The sequence below is a fragment of the Pseudomonas trivialis genome (assembly GCF_036864995.1).
Classification (GTDB): Bacteria; Pseudomonadota; Gammaproteobacteria; order Pseudomonadales; family Pseudomonadaceae; genus Aquipseudomonas; species Aquipseudomonas trivialis.
The window spans coordinates 4846069-4863609 of record NZ_CP142151.1; the positions used below are offsets into that span (position 1 = coordinate 4846069).

The 17541-nt window shown below is 54.1% G+C and carries 13 protein-coding genes, 6 tRNA genes, 3 rRNA genes and 1 pseudogene; 1 reads left to right on the forward strand and 22 read right to left on the reverse strand.

The window, feature by feature from the left end; all coding sequences use genetic code 11:
- Positions 1-14: 14 nt before the first annotated feature.
- The 22 genes and pseudogenes from rplJ to tyrS all read right to left on the reverse strand — a co-directional run bounded on the left by rplJ (position 15) and on the right by tyrS (position 15922).
- On the reverse strand, positions 15-515 hold the full coding sequence (gene rplJ / locus VRB54_RS21420; RefSeq protein ID WP_003232405.1) for a 50S ribosomal protein L10: 501 nt from the start codon (positions 513-515) through the stop codon (positions 15-17).
- 199 nt (positions 516-714) lie between these two features.
- The gene (gene rplA / locus VRB54_RS21425; RefSeq protein WP_003232403.1) at positions 715-1410 is read right to left on the reverse strand and encodes a 50S ribosomal protein L1; all 696 of its coding nucleotides are present in this window, start codon (positions 1408-1410) and stop codon (positions 715-717) included.
- The gene (rplK, locus tag VRB54_RS21430) at positions 1410-1841 is read right to left on the reverse strand and encodes a 50S ribosomal protein L11 (protein ID WP_003176435.1); all 432 of its coding nucleotides are present in this window, start codon (positions 1839-1841) and stop codon (positions 1410-1412) included. Before rplK ends, rplA begins: the two co-directional genes overlap by 1 nt.
- 117 nt (positions 1842-1958) lie before the next feature.
- Entirely contained in the window at positions 1959-2492 is a 534-nt protein-coding gene (gene nusG, locus VRB54_RS21435) for a transcription termination/antitermination protein NusG (RefSeq protein ID WP_003232401.1), read from the reverse strand.
- Positions 2493-2501: 9 nt separating this feature from the next.
- Positions 2502-2870, reverse strand: coding sequence for a preprotein translocase subunit SecE (secE, locus tag VRB54_RS21440; RefSeq protein ID WP_003232399.1), 369 nt, complete (start codon positions 2868-2870; stop codon positions 2502-2504).
- 45 nt (positions 2871-2915) lie between these two features.
- Positions 2916-2991 (reverse strand) — tRNA-Trp (locus VRB54_RS21445).
- Positions 2992-3152: 161 nt separating this feature from the next.
- A tRNA-Thr gene (locus VRB54_RS21450) sits at positions 3153-3228 on the reverse strand.
- A 25-nt stretch (positions 3229-3253) separates the two neighbouring features.
- Positions 3254-3327 (reverse strand) — tRNA-Gly (locus VRB54_RS21455).
- A gap of 24 nt (positions 3328-3351) precedes the next feature.
- Positions 3352-3436: transfer RNA gene (locus VRB54_RS21460), tRNA-Tyr, on the reverse strand.
- Between the two features lie 142 nt (positions 3437-3578).
- A complete protein-coding gene (locus VRB54_RS21465; RefSeq protein WP_338478662.1) occupies positions 3579-4025 on the reverse strand; it encodes a hypothetical protein in 447 nt (148 codons plus the stop codon).
- Positions 4026-4032: 7 nt separating this feature from the next.
- A pseudogene (locus VRB54_RS21470) lies at positions 4033-4781 on the reverse strand (pantothenate kinase).
- Positions 4771-5730 carry a bifunctional biotin--[acetyl-CoA-carboxylase] ligase/biotin operon repressor BirA gene (gene birA / locus VRB54_RS21475; RefSeq protein ID WP_338478663.1) on the reverse strand — a complete coding sequence of 320 codons (960 nt, stop codon included), beginning with the start codon at positions 5728-5730 and terminating at the stop codon, positions 4771-4773. Before birA ends, VRB54_RS21470 begins: the two are co-directional and overlap by 11 nt.
- Positions 5731-5843: 113 nt before the next feature.
- Entirely contained in the window at positions 5844-6422 is a 579-nt protein-coding gene (locus tag VRB54_RS21480) for a plasmid pRiA4b ORF-3 family protein (protein ID WP_338478664.1), read from the reverse strand.
- Between the two features lie 3 nt (positions 6423-6425).
- Positions 6426-7931: an IS66 family transposase gene (tnpC, locus tag VRB54_RS21485; protein WP_338478665.1), complete on the reverse strand. Its 1506-nt coding sequence runs from the start codon at positions 7929-7931 to the stop codon at positions 6426-6428.
- A 37-nt stretch (positions 7932-7968) separates the two neighbouring features.
- Entirely contained in the window at positions 7969-8313 is a 345-nt protein-coding gene (gene tnpB, locus VRB54_RS21490; protein WP_078824259.1) for an IS66 family insertion sequence element accessory protein TnpB, read from the reverse strand.
- Positions 8310-8687, reverse strand: a complete 378-nt coding sequence (gene tnpA, locus VRB54_RS21495) for an IS66-like element accessory protein TnpA (RefSeq protein ID WP_338478666.1) — start codon at positions 8685-8687, stop codon at positions 8310-8312. The genes tnpB and tnpA overlap by 4 nt, the downstream gene beginning before the upstream one ends.
- A gap of 172 nt (positions 8688-8859) precedes the next feature.
- Positions 8860-8975 (reverse strand): 5S ribosomal RNA (gene rrf, locus VRB54_RS21500).
- A 173-nt stretch (positions 8976-9148) separates the two neighbouring features.
- A 23S ribosomal RNA gene (locus VRB54_RS21505) occupies positions 9149-12040 on the reverse strand.
- Positions 12041-12287: 247 nt separating this feature from the next.
- Positions 12288-12363: transfer RNA gene (locus VRB54_RS21510), tRNA-Ala, on the reverse strand.
- Positions 12364-12393: 30 nt separating this feature from the next.
- Positions 12394-12470 (reverse strand) — tRNA-Ile (locus VRB54_RS21515).
- Between the two features lie 163 nt (positions 12471-12633).
- A 16S ribosomal RNA gene (locus tag VRB54_RS21520) occupies positions 12634-14170 on the reverse strand.
- The 16S, 23S and 5S rRNA genes sit together here with 2 tRNA genes alongside, the layout of an rRNA operon.
- Before the next feature lie 552 nt (positions 14171-14722).
- The gene (tyrS, locus tag VRB54_RS21525) at positions 14723-15922 is read right to left on the reverse strand and encodes a tyrosine--tRNA ligase (protein ID WP_338478667.1); all 1200 of its coding nucleotides are present in this window, start codon (positions 15920-15922) and stop codon (positions 14723-14725) included.
- A gap of 209 nt (positions 15923-16131) precedes the next feature.
- On the opposite strand from tyrS, the gene VRB54_RS21530 reads away from it, so the two are divergent.
- Positions 16132-17541: a peptidoglycan DD-metalloendopeptidase family protein gene (locus tag VRB54_RS21530; RefSeq protein ID WP_338478668.1), complete on the forward strand. Its 1410-nt coding sequence runs from the start codon at positions 16132-16134 to the stop codon at positions 17539-17541.

Genomic DNA, 17541 nt, shown 5'->3' on the forward strand with positions numbered 1-17541 from the left:
GGAGTGACTCAGCCTTAGGCTGCGGCAGCTTCTTTTTGCTCGCGAACTGCAGCCAGAGTACGAGCCAGCTTGCTGGTAGCGCCTTGAATCACGCTCATCAGCTGCGAAATGGCTTCGTCGCGGGTCGGCAGTGTTGCCAGTACGTCGATTTGGTTAGCTGCGAGGAACTTGCCCTCGAACGCAGCTGCCTTGATCTCGAACTTATCCTGACTCTTGGCGAATTCCTTGAACAAACGGGCAGCAGCGCCTGGATGGTCCTTGGAGAACGCGATCAGAGTCGGGCCGGTGAACACGTCGTTGAGAACACTGTATTCAGTATCAGCAACGGCGCGCTTGAGCAGGGTGTTACGTACAACACGTACGTATACGCCAGCTTCACGAGCCTCTTTACGGAGTCCGGTCATAGCGCCTACTGTCACACCACGGGCATCAGCCACGACAGCGGACAGAGCAGCTTTGGCAGCCTCGTTGACTTCAGCGACGATGGCCTTCTTGTCTTCGAGATTAATTGCCACGGGTTTAACTCCTGCTTGTTACCGTTTCATCTGGCCGGAGCCGGATGTCGTTTTGGTGTCTGATTCGGTAAGGAACCGGGAGCACCATCTGCGTAGGCTTGTTGGTTTAAGACTTGCGTCGCCTACGGTCTTGGATAGCCCCCGCCAGGCAGGGACCCCAATCTTTCAATTGGCGCAATCACTTGCGCCAACCTGTGTCTTATACGTCCAGCGAGCCTTGGTCGATGACCAGACCTGGGCCCATAGTGGTGCTCAGGGTAACGCGCTTGACGTAGATGCCTTTCGAGGAAGCTGGCTTGATACGCTTGAGATCAGCGATCAGCGCTTCAACGTTTTCCTTCAGCTTGACGGCGTCAAAGCCGACTTTGCCAACGGAGGTGTGAATGATGCCGTTTTTGTCGGTGCGATAACGAACCTGACCAGCCTTGGCGTTTTTAACAGCGGTGGCTACGTCTGGAGTTACGGTGCCGACTTTAGGGTTAGGCATCAGGCCGCGTGGACCCAGGATCTGACCCAACTGACCTACAACGCGCATTGCATCCGGGGAAGCAATAACTACGTCGTAGTTCAGGTCGCCGCCTTTCATTTCGGCAGCCAGGTCGTCCATGCCAACGCGATCTGCGCCGGCGGCCAGAGCAGCTTCAGCTGCCGGGCCTTGGGTGAAGACAGCTACACGTACAGTCTTGCCAGTACCGTGTGGCAGCACAGTAGCGCTACGAACGACCTGGTCGGATTTACGTGGGTCAACACCCAGGTTTACAGCAACGTCAACCGACTCGCTGAACTTGACAGTCGACAGCTCGGTCAGCAGGGCAGCAGCGTCTACAAAGTTGTAGGCCTTGCCTGCTTCGATTTTGCCGGCGATAGCCTTTTGGCGCTTGGTCAGCTTAGCCATTACACACCCTCCACGTTAAGGCCCATGCTACGAGCAGAACCGGCGATGGTACGCACGGCTGCATCCATATCAGCTGCAGTCAGATCCGCGTTTTTGGTTTTCGCGATTTCTTCCAGCTGAGCACGGGTAACGGTGCCAACCTTAACGGTGTTAGGACGAGCGGAACCGCTAGTCAGACCAGCAGCTTTCTTCAACAGAACCGAAGCCGGGGTCGACTTGGTTTCGAAAGTGAAGCTACGGTCGCTGTATACAGTGATGATCACTGGGGTCGGCAGACCTGGCTCAAGACCCTGAGTACGGGCGTTGAAAGCCTTGCAGAACTCCATGATGTTCACGCCGTGCTGACCCAGAGCTGGACCGACGGGTGGGCTAGGGTTGGCCTGAGCGGCCTTCACTTGCAGCTTGATGTAAGCGGTAATCTTCTTGGCCATGAGGCACTCCAATTACGGGTTCGAACGCCTCGAAAGGCTCCCCGGTTACTTGCGCGTTTATCCCAGTGACGACAAAACCCCACAGCCTAAGGCTGCGGGGTTGGGATGCTTTGCCAGCTAGACCTTTTCGACCTGGCTGAACTCCAACTCCACCGGAGTGGAGCGACCGAAAATGAGCACTGCCACCTGGACACGACTCTTTTCGTAGTTAACTTCTTCAACAGTACCGTTGAAATCAGCGAACGGACCGTCTGTGACACGAACAACCTCACCCGGCTCGAACAACGTCTTCGGCTTGGGCTTGTCGCTACCATCAGCAACACGACGCAGAATCGCTTCCGCCTCCTTGTCGGTGATCGGAGCAGGCTTATCAGCAGTACCACCGATGAAGCCCATTACACGAGGAGTGTCCTTGACCAAGTGCCAAGTACCTTCATTCATGTCCATCTGAACCAGCACGTAGCCAGGGAAGAACTTGCGCTCACTCTTGCGCTTCTGGCCATTCCGCATTTCAACCACTTCTTCAGTGGGAACCAGAATTTCGCCAAAGCCATCTTCCATGCCTGCGAGCTTTACACGCTCCAGCAAAGAGCGCATCACATGCTTCTCGTAACCCGAGTAAGCATGCACAACGTACCAACGCTTAGCCACGGGACACCCTTAGCCAACAATCAAGGAAACAAGCCAGCCGAGCAGGGAATCGAGCCCCCACAACAGCAACGCCATAACCAGAACAACAGCCACAACAATCAATGTGGTTTGTGTGGTTTCTTGGCGAGTCGGCCAAACGACTTTACGGATTTCGGTGCGAGCTTCCTTCACCAATACTGCGAAAGACTTACCCTTTGCGGTCTGCAGACCGACAAATGCAGCTACAGCAGCCAGGGCGAGCAAAGCGAGTACGCGGTACAGGATCGGCGAAGCAGAATAGTACTGATTGCCAACAACGCCTACGACCACCAAAGCGACTACAACAAGCCACTTGACCAGATCGAAACGAGAGCTTTGAGCTTCAGCCTTAGGAGTCATCTATGAAGATCCTGTGAAAAGAAAGCCAGACACATTACGTGAATCTGGCAGGTCAGGAGGGAATCGAACCCCCAACCTACGGTTTTGGAGACCGTCGCTCTGCCAATTGAGCTACTGACCTAAAACAAAATCAGGCCGACCATTATGCAGGCCTGAAAAAGACTTTACAACAACCAACCCCACGAGACTCGAATCCAACCAGCATTAAAGCCGGAAGCAACACAATCAAGCCGAGGTAGCCGTTAAAACAAAGGCAGATATTTTCATATCTGCCTTGTCATATGGAGCTCTTGAGCGGATTTGAACCGCTGACCTCACCCTTACCAAGGGTGTGCTCTACCAACTGAGCTACAAGAGCAAAACACCGTGCACAACCTGCAATCTGGAGCGGGTAGCGGGAATCGAACCCGCATCATCAGCTTGGAAGGCTGAGGTTCTACCACTAAACTATACCCGCGGAGCTTGCAGCTCACGCTAAAAATGGTGGAGGGGGAAGGATTCGAACCTTCGAAGTCGTAGACGTCAGATTTACAGTCTGATCCCTTTGGCCGCTCGGGAACCCCTCCTAAGCGAGCCGGCATTTTACATTAGGCCGGCCTTCTGTCAAGCATTTTCTCATTTAAAAATATGAGGTTAGCTGCGTTGACGTGTCTCGCACCGAAGTTTTTAAAAGCTCTTCACTGCGAAGCGGGCGCCATTCTATGCAAACTATTCGCGAGTTGCAATGCCTTCGCACAGCATTATTTTATGTTTTAACTCATTGAATTCCTTAGCAAGGTTTTCAAAGGGTAGATCATTAGCCAGGCGCCGACTTTCGGGGGCGACTCTAAGCCAGTAACCCGAAGCATCAGACGTACCTAGCAGTTGAACCTTGACTTTTATATCCAGACTGATCAGCCGCTGCTCGAGGGCCTGCGCCTGACGCTTGTCAGTGAAACCACCTATGTACATACAGGTATTTTGCACTTCTGGCGCTTTTGCTTTATCCGCGCGCGCCGTAGCGTCAGTAGACTCGCTCAAAAGGCGAATGTCCTGCTGGGTGCCCCGATACAAATTCAGCGGAGTGACGTCCTTGGCACGCAGCGGCGCCTCTTGCTGATGCCATATGTAATAAAAAATGTTGAGAACGAGCAAAAGCAAAAACAGCCAACGCATAATTACCTCAAGATAAAGGGCATGCCATTGCCAACCCGACGAATACAAGGTCAGGAACCAACCGAGCTTGTGGAACCGCATCAGCTACCAGGTTCGCATCCCCCCCGTCAGGAAGACCGTGAAGTCATCCCCCCAATAGTTACGGGCCAGCTCAAGCTGGGTCAGTACAAACCCGCGGAGCATCAGACTACACCCGCGCTCGACAGCCTCGACGGTTGTTCGACCAGGATGAAGGCATTCCAGGGCTTTTTCGGCCGCCGCGTCGTCGTAGCGTATCTTGCGGGTATGGGTGCGCAACTGATTGCGCATCAGCGGCATGCCAGGACAAATGAACCCGCCCAGGTGCTCGCCATCGGCTGTAACGAAATCTGCAGTTGCAGCGGTTCCGAAATCGAGTACAAGGCATGCGCCCGAAGCCAGCCTATATCCGCCAAGCACCGCGAGCCAGCGATCAAGCCCAAGCCGCTCGTAATCTTCGTAGCCATTGCGCACTCCGGCCATCTCCCTGGAGGAAACCGCACAGGACACAACAACTCCAAACGCCTCCTCCAACGTCGCGACCAACTTGTTGGTTTCCTCCAGCGCGCGGACGCTCACAAGCCGGCAGCGCGTAAGGAGCAGGCCCGGAAGGGCCAACAGACTGTCAATCAGTGCGCTATCCGAGCTTACAATGCCTTCCGCACAGGCACTCGCTTTATCCGCGCCCATCACGCGCCACTTGATAAAGCTATTCCCACAGTCGAGCTCAAGAATCATCACGCAACCTCAGGCTTAACTCACCGCCACTGTATATTTTTTCGACACCACCAACATCCAGGCGTAAAGCACCTTGACGATCCACCCCCAATACAACTCCATCTATGTGATTGACACCCGCAATAAGAGACACCGCCTTACCTTGCCACAGGTGATTCAGCTCCCACTCCTCCTGAAGTGCTGAGAACCCGGAGGCCCTATGTCTCTCGAGATAGCTATTTAGCTGCAGACTCAGTTGCGCGACCAGGTGATTACGATCAATGGAAGCGCCAGTCTGTAACTGCACCGATGTCCACTCCTGATCAACATCGGTCGCCTTCTGCATATTCACGTTGATACCAATACCTAAGACAACGTGGCAGATGTCAGCGGGATCGCCCACCAGCTCCAACAAGATGCCGGCAATTTTCTTCTTCCCCACCAGAACGTCGTTCGGCCACTTCAGGGCAGCACCTTGCACCCCCGATTCTCGCAAGGCGTGCATTACAGCCAACCCGACAACCAGACTCAACCCTTCAAGCTGCCGCAAGCCACCTTCAATGCGCAGTACGAGGCTGTAATAGATGTTCTGCGCAAATGGACTGACCCACTTGCGGTCGCGCCTGCCTCTACCCGCTGTCTGCTGCTCCGACAGTACAATAAATGGAGCCTGTACATCGGCACTGACAAGGCGAAGGGCCTCCGCATTGGTAGAGTCGATTGAATCGAAAACCTGAACCGCCCACGAAAGAGAAGCCGTATTCAGCGCGACCTCTTCAGCATTCAGGAACACCAGCGGCGAGGCCAATTGATATCCGCGGCCGCGGACTTTATGGATGGGTAAATTCAGCTCGGCCTCAAGATTCTGCAGCTGCTTCCAGACAGCACTGCGACTAATCCCCAAGGCAGCGCCAAGCGATTCTCCCGAGTGGAATCGACCATCTTTTAGAAGTTTCAACAACGTCAGCATGCAAGTATCGCCTCACAAAGAGGCACGCATGATAGCCATGCGCAGAGTCATTGCATAGAAAGGCCGGACACTGCCACTGAGAAGTAAGCGTCCGAGCTACACCGCCTTGCAACTCAAACCTTAATCCGTTTAAACCACTGGTTCACGCGCTCGCACTCAAATGCCGCTGGATCAAAAACATCGCCATGCCATTCAACCATGGCGTCATGCTCTGGATGATTGGGGTTGGCCATCGCCTCCAGAAACTCCTCGTAACCAGGCCCGCCACCCACGTCTTCCGGTGGGCAAGCATTGGCGCCGTCGATGCAATACGGCATCTGAGGACAGGCAATAGCGGGTAGCGTTTTTTCGACCTTGATACTGTGATGCCAACTGTTACCAAAGTCGTAGAGATAATTAAATGTCCGCTTTCCGTTCAGCGCCTTGATCAGCGTTTTACGGGCTTCCGGGTTTACCGTCGGCCCCCAGCCATCAGGGTCGGGCATGCCGTAATTCTCACCGGCAATTTCAAACTCATGCAGATGGCTATCACTCCAGCCCATCACGACCTGGATGACATGGTGCAATTTTCCCAAGGTGATGTTTTCAGGCACCGCGAACCGACGCCAAATCTTCGGAGTGATCCACTTCAGCTCGATGTGCAGCAGCAACAGGTCGGGGGCGGGTTTGGGTAAACGGACAGTTTTAACCATGAATCAGGCGGCCTCACAGTGTTCAGTGTGGTTCAAGGATATATTCCAGGGCAGCAACTCGCTCACCCGATTGATCGGGTGTTCGGCAATGTGTTCAAGCACGTAGGTCAGATAGCCCTGTGGGTTTAACCCGTTTAGCTTGGCAGTACCCACCAGGCTGTAAATCGCTGCGGCTCGTTCTCCGCCGGCATCGGAACCGGCAAACAGGTAGTTTTTGCGGCCCAGCGCGACGGCGCGTAGCGCCCGTTCGGCAGCGTTGTTGTCGATTTCGATTCGGCCGTCATCGCAGTAGCGCATTAAGGCCTGCCACCGGTTGAGGGCATAGAGGATTGCACCGCCCAATGCCGACTTTTTCGACAGTTGAGTCAGCGTCTGATTAAGCCATGCGTGCAGGTGTACCAGCAGCGGACTGGCCCGGCTTTGCCGAATCGCTTTGCGTTGGTCGGGCGGTTGCCCTCGAATTTCGCTCTCGATGGCATACAGGGCCGCAATCCGTTGCAGCGCCTCGGCGGCAAGGGGTGAAGCCTGGTCTTTGTAGACATCGTAAAACTTGCGTCGGGCATGAGCCCAGCAGGCGGCTTCCTCAATAGTGCCTGTCGCATACAGTTGAGCAAAACCGGCGTAGCCGTCAGCCTGCAAGATCCCGCTGAAACTCTTGAGATGAGCGCGCGGATGTTGCCCCTTGCGATCCGGCGAATAGGCAAACCAGACCGCCGCCGGTGTCGAGTCACCCGCAGGTCGGTCGTCGCGCACGTATGTCCACAGGCGAGCCGTTTTGATCTTGCCGTTGCCCGGCGCGAGCACGCCAATCGGCGTGTCGTCGGCATGGACTTTGTGACCGCTCATGACGTGGTGCTCAAGCGCGTTGACCAGTGGCCTGAGCAATTGGCTGCTCTGGCCCAACCAGTCGGCCAGGGTTGAGCGCTCCAGCTCCACGCCCTCACGGGCGTAGATCTCGGACTGCCGGTACAGCGGCAGATGATCGACAAACTTGGAGACCAGCACATGGGCCAACAACCCCGGGCCTGCAAGGCCTCGGGCTATTGGACGACTCGGCGCCGGCACCTGGGCGATGTGCTCGCAGCAACTGCAAACCATCTTCGGACGGACATGGCGAATGACTTTGAAACGTGCCGGAACGTACTCCAGCACTTCGGAAACATCCTCACCCAAATAGCGAAGCTTCCCACCGCAGCCCGTGCATTGCGACTCAGGCTGATGCACGTGAGTTTCGCGAGGCAGGTGTTCGGGCAATGGTTTGCGGCGCGAAACTGCGCGAGGTGCCGGTTCGACTGGCGGTGTCATTTCGGCTTGGCTGACTTGCAGCTCTTCAAGGCTCAACTGAAGTTGATCGATCATCGCGTCCAGTTGCTCGGAGCTGCGACCGAACTGCGTACGACGCAGCTTGGCGATCATCATTCTCAAGCGCTCAATCTCTGCCCGCTGGGCAGAGACCAGAGTCTTCAAGGCTTGAATATCGTTCGGCAGGGAGTCGGTCACGAGAGTCATGACCGCATGTTACTGGGGATTTTTTCAGCGCGGCAAGTCAGACCGCGAGGACGGGTGCTGTACGAATTGGCCTGCGCCAATCAATACCTTCCAACAGCATCGATAACTGCGCAGCCGTCAGCGACACGCTGCCGCTGGTTGCTTGCGGCCAGACGAAGCGCCCTTGTTCCAACCGTTTGCAAAACAGACACAAGCCGTCGCCATCCCACCACAACAGCTTGATCCGGTCACCGCGCCGTCCGCGAAAGGCAAAGATCTGACCGGAAAACGGGTCGGCTTCCAACTGTGTCTGCACCTGTGCCGCTAAACCATCGAAGCCACGGCGCATATCCGTGACGCCGGCGGCGATCCAGATACGGGTTCCAGCGGGCGGAGCAATCATCGCAGCAACTGCTGCAAGACGAATTGCAGCGTCTGCGGATCGGGTGCGCCCGTGATACGCAGCCTGGCTTTTCCAACCTCAACTGCGATCTCGGAATGACACTCCGCCTGTGGCTGGACGACGTGTGGCAGATCGATTGGCGCCTCAATCACCTGGACGGGCAAAAGCGTTGCGCTCTGGCTGACGGTGCCGAATAACCCCTCCTGATATTGATGCCGCCAGCGAAACACTAGGTTGGCATTGACGTCATGTTCACGAGCGATCAACGACACGGAGGCGCCAGGCTGGAGGGTCGCCTCGACGACTTGGCGTTTGAACGCCAGCGAGAAGTTGGGGCGGCGACCGGTTCGACGAGCGGGGGCAACGTTATCCAAGATAGTGTCCACTAAAAAATGGTGTCCACTATTTTGGCTAATTTGGAGGGCTGTCAGGAGAGGGTGCTGGCCGGACGGTTACACTGAGAATGACAGCAGACGCATCATTAGATTTTCCAATCGCCCAAAACAAAACCCCATCTGCTTTCGCAAATGGGGTTCTGGAATTTAATCTTGACGATGACCTACTCTCACATGGGGAAACCCCACACTACCATCGGCGATGCATCGTTTCACTGCTGAGTTCGGGATGGGATCAGGTGGTTCCAATGCTCTATGGTCGTCAAGAAATTCGGGTACTGAGTCGTGACCAGATGGCCTCGCTTCAGCAAATTGGGTATGTGACAGCTTTCGGTGTTTTGTGAGCGTCGAACTTTCGGTTCATTCTCGTCTTCACACACCGCAATCTGATGCTTCTACTTGTTTCCAAGTCAGGAGTAGTCAAATTGCTTGGGTGTTATATGGTCAAGCCTCACGGGCAATTAGTATTGGTTAGCTCAACGCCTCACAGCGCTTACACACCCAACCTATCAACGTCGTAGTCTTCGACGGCCCTTCAGGGAACTCAAGGTTCCAGTGAGATCTCATCTTGAGGCTAGTTTCCCGCTTAGATGCTTTCAGCGGTTATCTATTCCGAACATAGCTACCCGGCAATGCCACTGGCGTGACAACCGGAACACCAGAGGTTCGTCCACTCCGGTCCTCTCGTACTAGGAGCAGCCCCTCTCAAATCTCAAACGTCCACGGCAGATAGGGACCGAACTGTCTCACGACGTTCTAAACCCAGCTCGCGTACCACTTTAAATGGCGAACAGCCATACCCTTGGGACCGGCTTCAGCCCCAGGATGTGATGAGCCGACATCGAGGTGCCAAACACCGCCGTCGATATGAACTCTTGGGCGGTATCAGCCTGTTATCCCCGGAGTACCTTTTATCCGTTGAGCGATGGCCCTTCCATACAGAACCACCGGATCACTAAGACCTACTTTCGTACCTGCTCGACGTGTCTGTCTCGCAGTCAAGCGCGCTTTTGCCTTTATACTCTACGACCGATTTCCGACCGGTCTGAGCGCACCTTCGTACTCCTCCGTTACTCTTTAGGAGGAGACCGCCCCAGTCAAACTACCCACCATACACTGTCCTCGATCCGGATAACGGACCTGAGTTAGAACCTCAAAGTTGCCAGGGTGGTATTTCAAGGTTGGCTCCACGCAGACTGGCGTCCACGCTTCAAAGCCTCCCACCTATCCTACACAAGCAAATTCAAAGTCCAGTGCAAAGCTATAGTAAAGGTTCACGGGGTCTTTCCGTCTAGCCGCGGATACACTGCATCTTCACAGCGATTTCAATTTCACTGAGTCTCGGGTGGAGACAGCGCCGCCATCGTTACGCCATTCGTGCAGGTCGGAACTTACCCGACAAGGAATTTCGCTACCTTAGGACCGTTATAGTTACGGCCGCCGTTTACCGGGGCTTCGATCAAGAGCTTCGCGTTAGCTAACCCCATCAATTAACCTTCCGGCACCGGGCAGGCGTCACACCCTATACGTCCACTTTCGTGTTTGCAGAGTGCTGTGTTTTTAATAAACAGTCGCAGCGGCCTGGTATCTTCGACCGGCATGAGCTTACGGAGCAAGTCCTTCACCCTCACCGGCGCACCTTCTCCCGAAGTTACGGTGCCATTTTGCCTAGTTCCTTCACCCGAGTTCTCTCAAGCGCCTTGGTATTCTCTACCCAACCACCTGTGTCGGTTTGGGGTACGGTTCCTGGTTACCTGAAGCTTAGAAGCTTTTCTTGGAAGCATGGCATCAACCACTTCGTGTTCTAAAAGAACACTCGTCATCAGCTCTCGGCCTTAAGATCCCGGATTTACCTAAGATCTCAGCCTACCACCTTAAACTTGGACAACCAACGCCAAGCTGGCCTAGCCTTCTCCGTCCCTCCATCGCAATAACCAGAAGTACAGGAATATTAACCTGTTTTCCATCGACTACGCTTTTCAGCCTCGCCTTAGGGACCGACTAACCCTGCGTCGATTAACGTTGCGCAGGAAACCTTGGTCTTTCGGCGTGGGTGTTTTTCACACCCATTGTCGTTACTCATGTCAGCATTCGCACTTCTGATACCTCCAGCAAGCTTCTCAACTCACCTTCACAGGCTTACAGAACGCTCCTCTACCGCATCACTTACGTGATACCCGTAGCTTCGGTGTATGGTTTGAGCCCCGTTACATCTTCCGCGCAGGCCGACTCGACTAGTGAGCTATTACGCTTTCTTTAAAGGGTGGCTGCTTCTAAGCCAACCTCCTAGCTGTCTAAGCCTTCCCACATCGTTTCCCACTTAACCATAACTTTGGGACCTTAGCTGACGGTCTGGGTTGTTTCCCTTTTCACGACGGACGTTAGCACCCGCCGTGTGTCTCCCATGCTCGGCACTTGTAGGTATTCGGAGTTTGCATCGGTTTGGTAAGTCGGGATGACCCCCTAGCCGAAACAGTGCTCTACCCCCTACAGTGATACATGAGGCGCTACCTAAATAGCTTTCGAGGAGAACCAGCTATCTCCGAGCTTGATTAGCCTTTCACTCCGATCCACAGGTCATCCGCTAACTTTTCAACGGTAGTCGGTTCGGTCCTCCAGTTAGTGTTACCCAACCTTCAACCTGCCCATGGATAGATCGCCCGGTTTCGGGTCTATTCCCAGCGACTAGACGCCCTATTAAGACTCGCTTTCGCTACGCCTCCCCTATTCGGTTAAGCTCGCCACTGAAAATAAGTCGCTGACCCATTATACAAAAGGTACGCAGTCACCCAACAAAGTGGGCTCCCACTGCTTGTACGCATACGGTTTCAGGATCTATTTCACTCCCCTCTCCGGGGTTCTTTTCGCCTTTCCCTCACGGTACTAGTTCACTATCGGTCAGTCAGTAGTATTTAGCCTTGGAGGATGGTCCCCCCATATTCAGACAAAGTTTCTCGTGCTCCGTCCTACTCGATTTCATGACTAAGAGATTTTCGCGTACAGGGCTATCACCCACTATGGCCGCACTTTCCAGAGCGTTCCGCTAATCTCAAAGCCACTTAAGGGCTAGTCCCCGTTCGCTCGCCACTACTAAGGGAATCTCGGTTGATTTCTTTTCCTCAGGGTACTTAGATGTTTCAGTTCCCCTGGTTCGCCTCTTACGCCTATGTATTCAGCGTAAGATAACCATCTTATGATGGCTGGGTTCCCCCATTCAGACATCTCCGGATCAAAGTCTGTTTGCCGACTCCCCGAAGCTTTTCGCAGGCTACCACGTCTTTCATCGCCTCTGACTGCCAAGGCATCCACCGTATGCGCTTCTTCACTTGACCATATAACCCCAAGCAATCTGGTTATACTGTGAAGACAACATTCGCCGAAAATTCGAATTTCTCAGTTAAGAGAACTCACAAATTTTACCTTAGCCTGATCCGTTACCAGTGAAAGTAACGTTCAGTCTATCTTTCTATCACATACCCAAATTTTTAAAGAACGATCTAATCAAAGACTAGAAATCAACATTCACCATCATCACAATGGAATGCTCATTTCTAAGCTTTCATACAACAGAAGCAGTAGTGGTGGAGCCAAACGGGATCGAACCGTTGACCTCCTGCGTGCAAGGCAGGCGCTCTCCCAGCTGAGCTATGGCCCCGTATTTCTACAGGCGTTTCCCACACAAAATTGGTGGGTCTGGGCAGACTCGAACTGCCGACCTCACCCTTATCAGGGGTGCGCTCTAACCAACTGAGCTACAGACCCAATTTCGAGCTGCTAAGGCCGACCTCACCCTGCTCTTTACCACAGAGCATGGGGTGCGCTCCAACCAACTAAGCTACAACCCTATTTAGGCTGCTTCTTATCGTCTTCTTCAATGAATCAAGCAATTCGTGTGGGAACTTATGGAGCAGCTGATGTCGTCGATTAAGGAGGTGATCCAGCCGCAGGTTCCCCTACGGCTACCTTGTTACGACTTCACCCCAGTCATGAATCACACCGTGGTAACCGTCCTCCCGAAGGTTAGACTAGCTACTTCTGGTGCAACCCACTCCCATGGTGTGACGGGCGGTGTGTACAAGGCCCGGGAACGTATTCACCGCGACATTCTGATTCGCGATTACTAGCGATTCCGACTTCACGCAGTCGAGTTGCAGACTGCGATCCGGACTACGATCGGTTTTGTGGGATTAGCTCCACCTCGCGGCTTGGCAACCCTCTGTACCGACCATTGTAGCACGTGTGTAGCCCAGGCCGTAAGGGCCATGATGACTTGACGTCATCCCCACCTTCCTCCGGTTTGTCACCGGCAGTCTCCTTAGAGTGCCCACCATTACGTGCTGGTAACTAAGGACAAGGGTTGCGCTCGTTACGGGACTTAACCCAACATCTCACGACACGAGCTGACGACAGCCATGCAGCACCTGTCTCAATGTTCCCGAAGGCACCAATCTATCTCTAGAAAGTTCATTGGATGTCAAGGCCTGGTAAGGTTCTTCGCGTTGCTTCGAATTAAACCACATGCTCCACCGCTTGTGCGGGCCCCCGTCAATTCATTTGAGTTTTAACCTTGCGGCCGTACTCCCCAGGCGGTCAACTTAATGCGTTAGCTGCGCCACTAAAAGCTCAAGGCTTCCAACGGCTAGTTGACATCGTTTACGGCGTGGACTACCAGGGTATCTAATCCTGTTTGCTCCCCACGCTTTCGCACCTCAGTGTCAGTATTAGTCCAGGTGGTCGCCTTCGCCACTGGTGTTCCTTCCTATATCTACGCATTTCACCGCTACACAGGAAATTCCACCACCCTCTACCATACTCTAGTCAGTCAGTTTTGAATGCAGTTCCCAGGTTGAGCCCGGGGATTTCACATCCAACTTAACAAACCACCTACGCGCGCTTTACGCCCAGTAATTCCGATTAACGCTTGCACCCTCTGTATTACCGCGGCTGCTGGCACAGAGTTAGCCGGTGCTTATTCTGTCGGTAACGTCAAAACAATCACGTATTAGGTAACTGCCCTTCCTCCCAACTTAAAGTGCTTTACAATCCGAAGACCTTCTTCACACACGCGGCATGGCTGGATCAGGCTTTCGCCCATTGTCCAATATTCCCCACTGCTGCCTCCCGTAGGAGTCTGGACCGTGTCTCAGTTCCAGTGTGACTGATCATCCTCTCAGACCAGTTACGGATCGTCGCCTTGGTGAGCCATTACCCCACCAACTAGCTAATCCGACCTAGGCTCATCTGATAGCGCAAGGCCCGAAGGTCCCCTGCTTTCTCCCGTAGGACGTATGCGGTATTAGCGTCCGTTTCCGAACGTTATCCCCCACTACCAGGCAGATTCCTAGGCATTACTCACCCGTCCGCCGCTCTCAAGAGAAGCAAGCTTCTCTCTACCGCTCGACTTGCATGTGTTAGGCCTGCCGCCAGCGTTCAATCTGAGCCATGATCAAACTCTTCAGTTCAAACATCTTTGGGTTTTTAAGAAACCCTAAACTTGGCTCAGCAATCGTTGGTTATTCTTTGATTTCTCGCGGAGTAACTTGTGATGCTGATAATCTTGTTGACTATCAGTCTGACTCCACAAGCACCCACACGAATTGCTTGATTCAGTTGTTAAAGAGCGGTTGGTTAAGATCTTTCGTCTCAACCGAGGCGCGCATTCTACAGCAGCCTCATTTGCTGTCAAGTGATTATTTTCAGAAGCTTTCGAAGAATTCTTCAACAACTTCAACCACTTGCGCTTCCGATCTCTCGTCAGCGGGAGGCGAATTCTACAGCGTTACACGCTGCTGTCAACACCTCTTTTTCTGCGCTTTCGACCGAGAAGATCGAAACGTTAATAGCGCCAAACAACACCGCACTATCAACTCTTTCTGGGCTTCGATGAACTGAAGCAATTCGCTGTCGAATCCTACATAACTACTTGTTTACCAAGGAGTTTTCCGTTTCGACTGCGCCGGAAGTGGGGCGAATTATAGACACATATAATTCGCCGTCAACACCTAATTTCAGGTTTATTCGGATTTGAGCGTAATACGCGCAAATGCCTTCTTCCCGGCCTGGCAAACGTGGGTAGCGCCCAGCTCGTATATAAAGGTGCGATCAACAACCTCACCATCTATGCGCACACCACCGGACCCCAGCAGGTCACGTGCAACCGCAGAGTTCTTCACCAGCCCCGCCTTATTAAGGACAGCCGCTATAGGCATCGCCTCTGCAGCAGTCAGCTCGATCTCCGGCAGGTCATCCGGCAACTCGCCATCCTTCATGCGGTTACCCGCCGCACGATGAGCATTGGCCGCAGCCTCTTCACCATGGAAGCGAGCAACGATTTCCTCAGCCAGCTTGATCTTCACATCTCGTGGATTGGCACCCGCTTCGACCTCAGCCCGCAGCTCATTGATCTCATCCATGGAACGGAAGCTCAACAGCTCAAAATAGCGCCACATAAGCGCATCCGGGATCGACACCAGCTTGCCATACATCACCCCTGGGGCTTCCTGAATACCCACATAGTTACCCAAGGACTTGGACATCTTCTTGACACCATCCAACCCCTCCAGCAACGGCATGGTCAGAATGCACTGAGCCTCCTGCCCATACGCGCGCTGCAACTCGCGCCCCATCAGCAGGTTGAACTTCTGATCGGTACCCCCCAGCTCAACATCCGCGCGCAACGCTACCGAGTCATACCCTTGAACCAACGGGTAAAGGAACTCATGAATGGCAATAGGCTGATTGGTGGAATAACGCTTGTCGAAATCATCACGCTCAAGCATGCGCGCCACTGTGTACTGGGACGTCAGGCGAATGAAGTCCGCCGGGCCCATCTGATCCATCCAGGTAGAGTTGAACGCAACTTCCGTCCTGGCCGGATCAAGAATCTTGAACACCTGAGTCTTGTAGGTCTCGGCATTATCGAGCACCTGCTCGCGAGTCAGCGGAGGACGCGTGGCACTCTTGCCACTCGGATCACCAATCATCCCGGTGAAGTCACCTATAAGGAAGATGACCTGATGCCCCAGCTCCTGAAACTGACGCAGCTTATTAATAAGCACGGTATGACCCAGGTGCAGATCCGGCGCCGTGGGATCAAAGCCAGCCTTGATACGCAGGGGCTGGCCACGCTTGAGCTTTTCGATCAGCTCGGCCTCGACCAACAGTTCTTCCGCACCACGTTTTATCAGCGCTAGCTGCTCTTCAACCGACTTCATAACAGACCCGCAAGGCTCAGATTCAAAAGGGAACCAACCATACAAGATCAGGGACTAATTACAAGTTTTGCCCTGCGCACGGACACCGTTCAGCAAGCCCAGCGTTCGCGAGCTTGCGCCACAGATGATTTGGTTATATTTTATACAGTTATTTCATCTTCATCATGTCATTCATCTTTTCCATTTCATCTTCAAAGTCAAAATTACCTATGACCACTGAACCGTCTAAAGCGCCGCCGCTTTACCCGAAGACCCACCTGCTCGCTGCAAGTGGTATCGCCGCCCTTCTTAGCCTGGCACTCCTGGTATTCCCTTCCAGTGACGTAGAAGCCAAACGAACCTCCCTGAGCCTTGAGCTGGAAAGTCCCGCTGATCAACTGACACAAGATCAAGACGCTTCTGACGCACAACAAGCCACAAACGCTTCGACAGAATCGCCATTTGCCCAGATAGAAAACACGCCCGAAGATACCCGGCAAGCCGAGGCAAAGCCCGCAGCAGACAGCCTCAGGAACCCGCAACACCGCGAAGTCATCGTGGCCAAAGGCGACACGCTTTCCACTCTGTTCGAAAAGGTCGGCCTTCCCTCCACCACTGTTGGCGAAGTATTGGCGACCGACAAGCAAGCCAAACAATTCACCCAACTCAAGCGCGGTCAGAAGCTTGAGTTCGAACTGACCCCAGACGGCCAGCTGAACAACCTGCATACCGCTCTCAGCGACCTGGAAAGCATCAGCCTGAGCAAAGGCGCCAAAGGTTTTGCATTCAATCGCGTCACCACCAAACCGGTGATGCGCTCTGCCTACGTGCACGGCGTGATCAACAGCTCTCTATCGCAGTCTGCGGCACGCGCGGGACTGTCCCACAGCATGACGATGGACATGGCCAGCGTGTTCGGCTACGACATCGACTTCGCTCAGGACATCCGCCAGGGTGACGAATTCGACGTGATCTACGAGCAGAAAGTCGCCAATGGCAAAGTGGTGGGCACCGGCAATATTCTCTCCGCACGCTTTACCAACCGCGGTAAAACCTACACCGCCGTGCGCTACACCAACAAACAGGGCATCAGCAGCTACTACACCGCCGATGGCAACAGCATGCGCAAGGCGTTCATCCGCACCCCGGTGGACTTCGCTCGTATCAGCTCGCGCTTCTCCATGGGCCGCAAGCATCCAATCCTGAACAAGATTCGCGCGCACAAAGGTGTCGACTACGCAGCCCCCCGCGGCACGCCCATCAAAGCGGCAGGTGACGGCAAGGTCTTGCTGGCCGGACGTCGTGGCGGCTACGGCAACACCGTGATCATCCAGCACGGCAACACTTACCGCACCCTGTACGGCCACATGCAAGGCTTCGCCAAAGGCGTCAAGACCGGCGGTTCGGTCAAACAGGGCCAAGTGATTGGCTACATCGGTACTACCGGCCTGTCCACCGGCCCGCACTTGCACTATGAATTCCAGGTCAACGGCGTGCACGTCGATCCATTGGGCCAGAAGCTGCCGATGGCCGACCCGATCGCCAAGGCCGAGCGCGCGCGCTTCATGCAGCAGAGCCAGCCACTGATGGCGCGCATGGATCAGGAACGCACCACCTTGCTCGCCTCGGCGAAGCGTTAA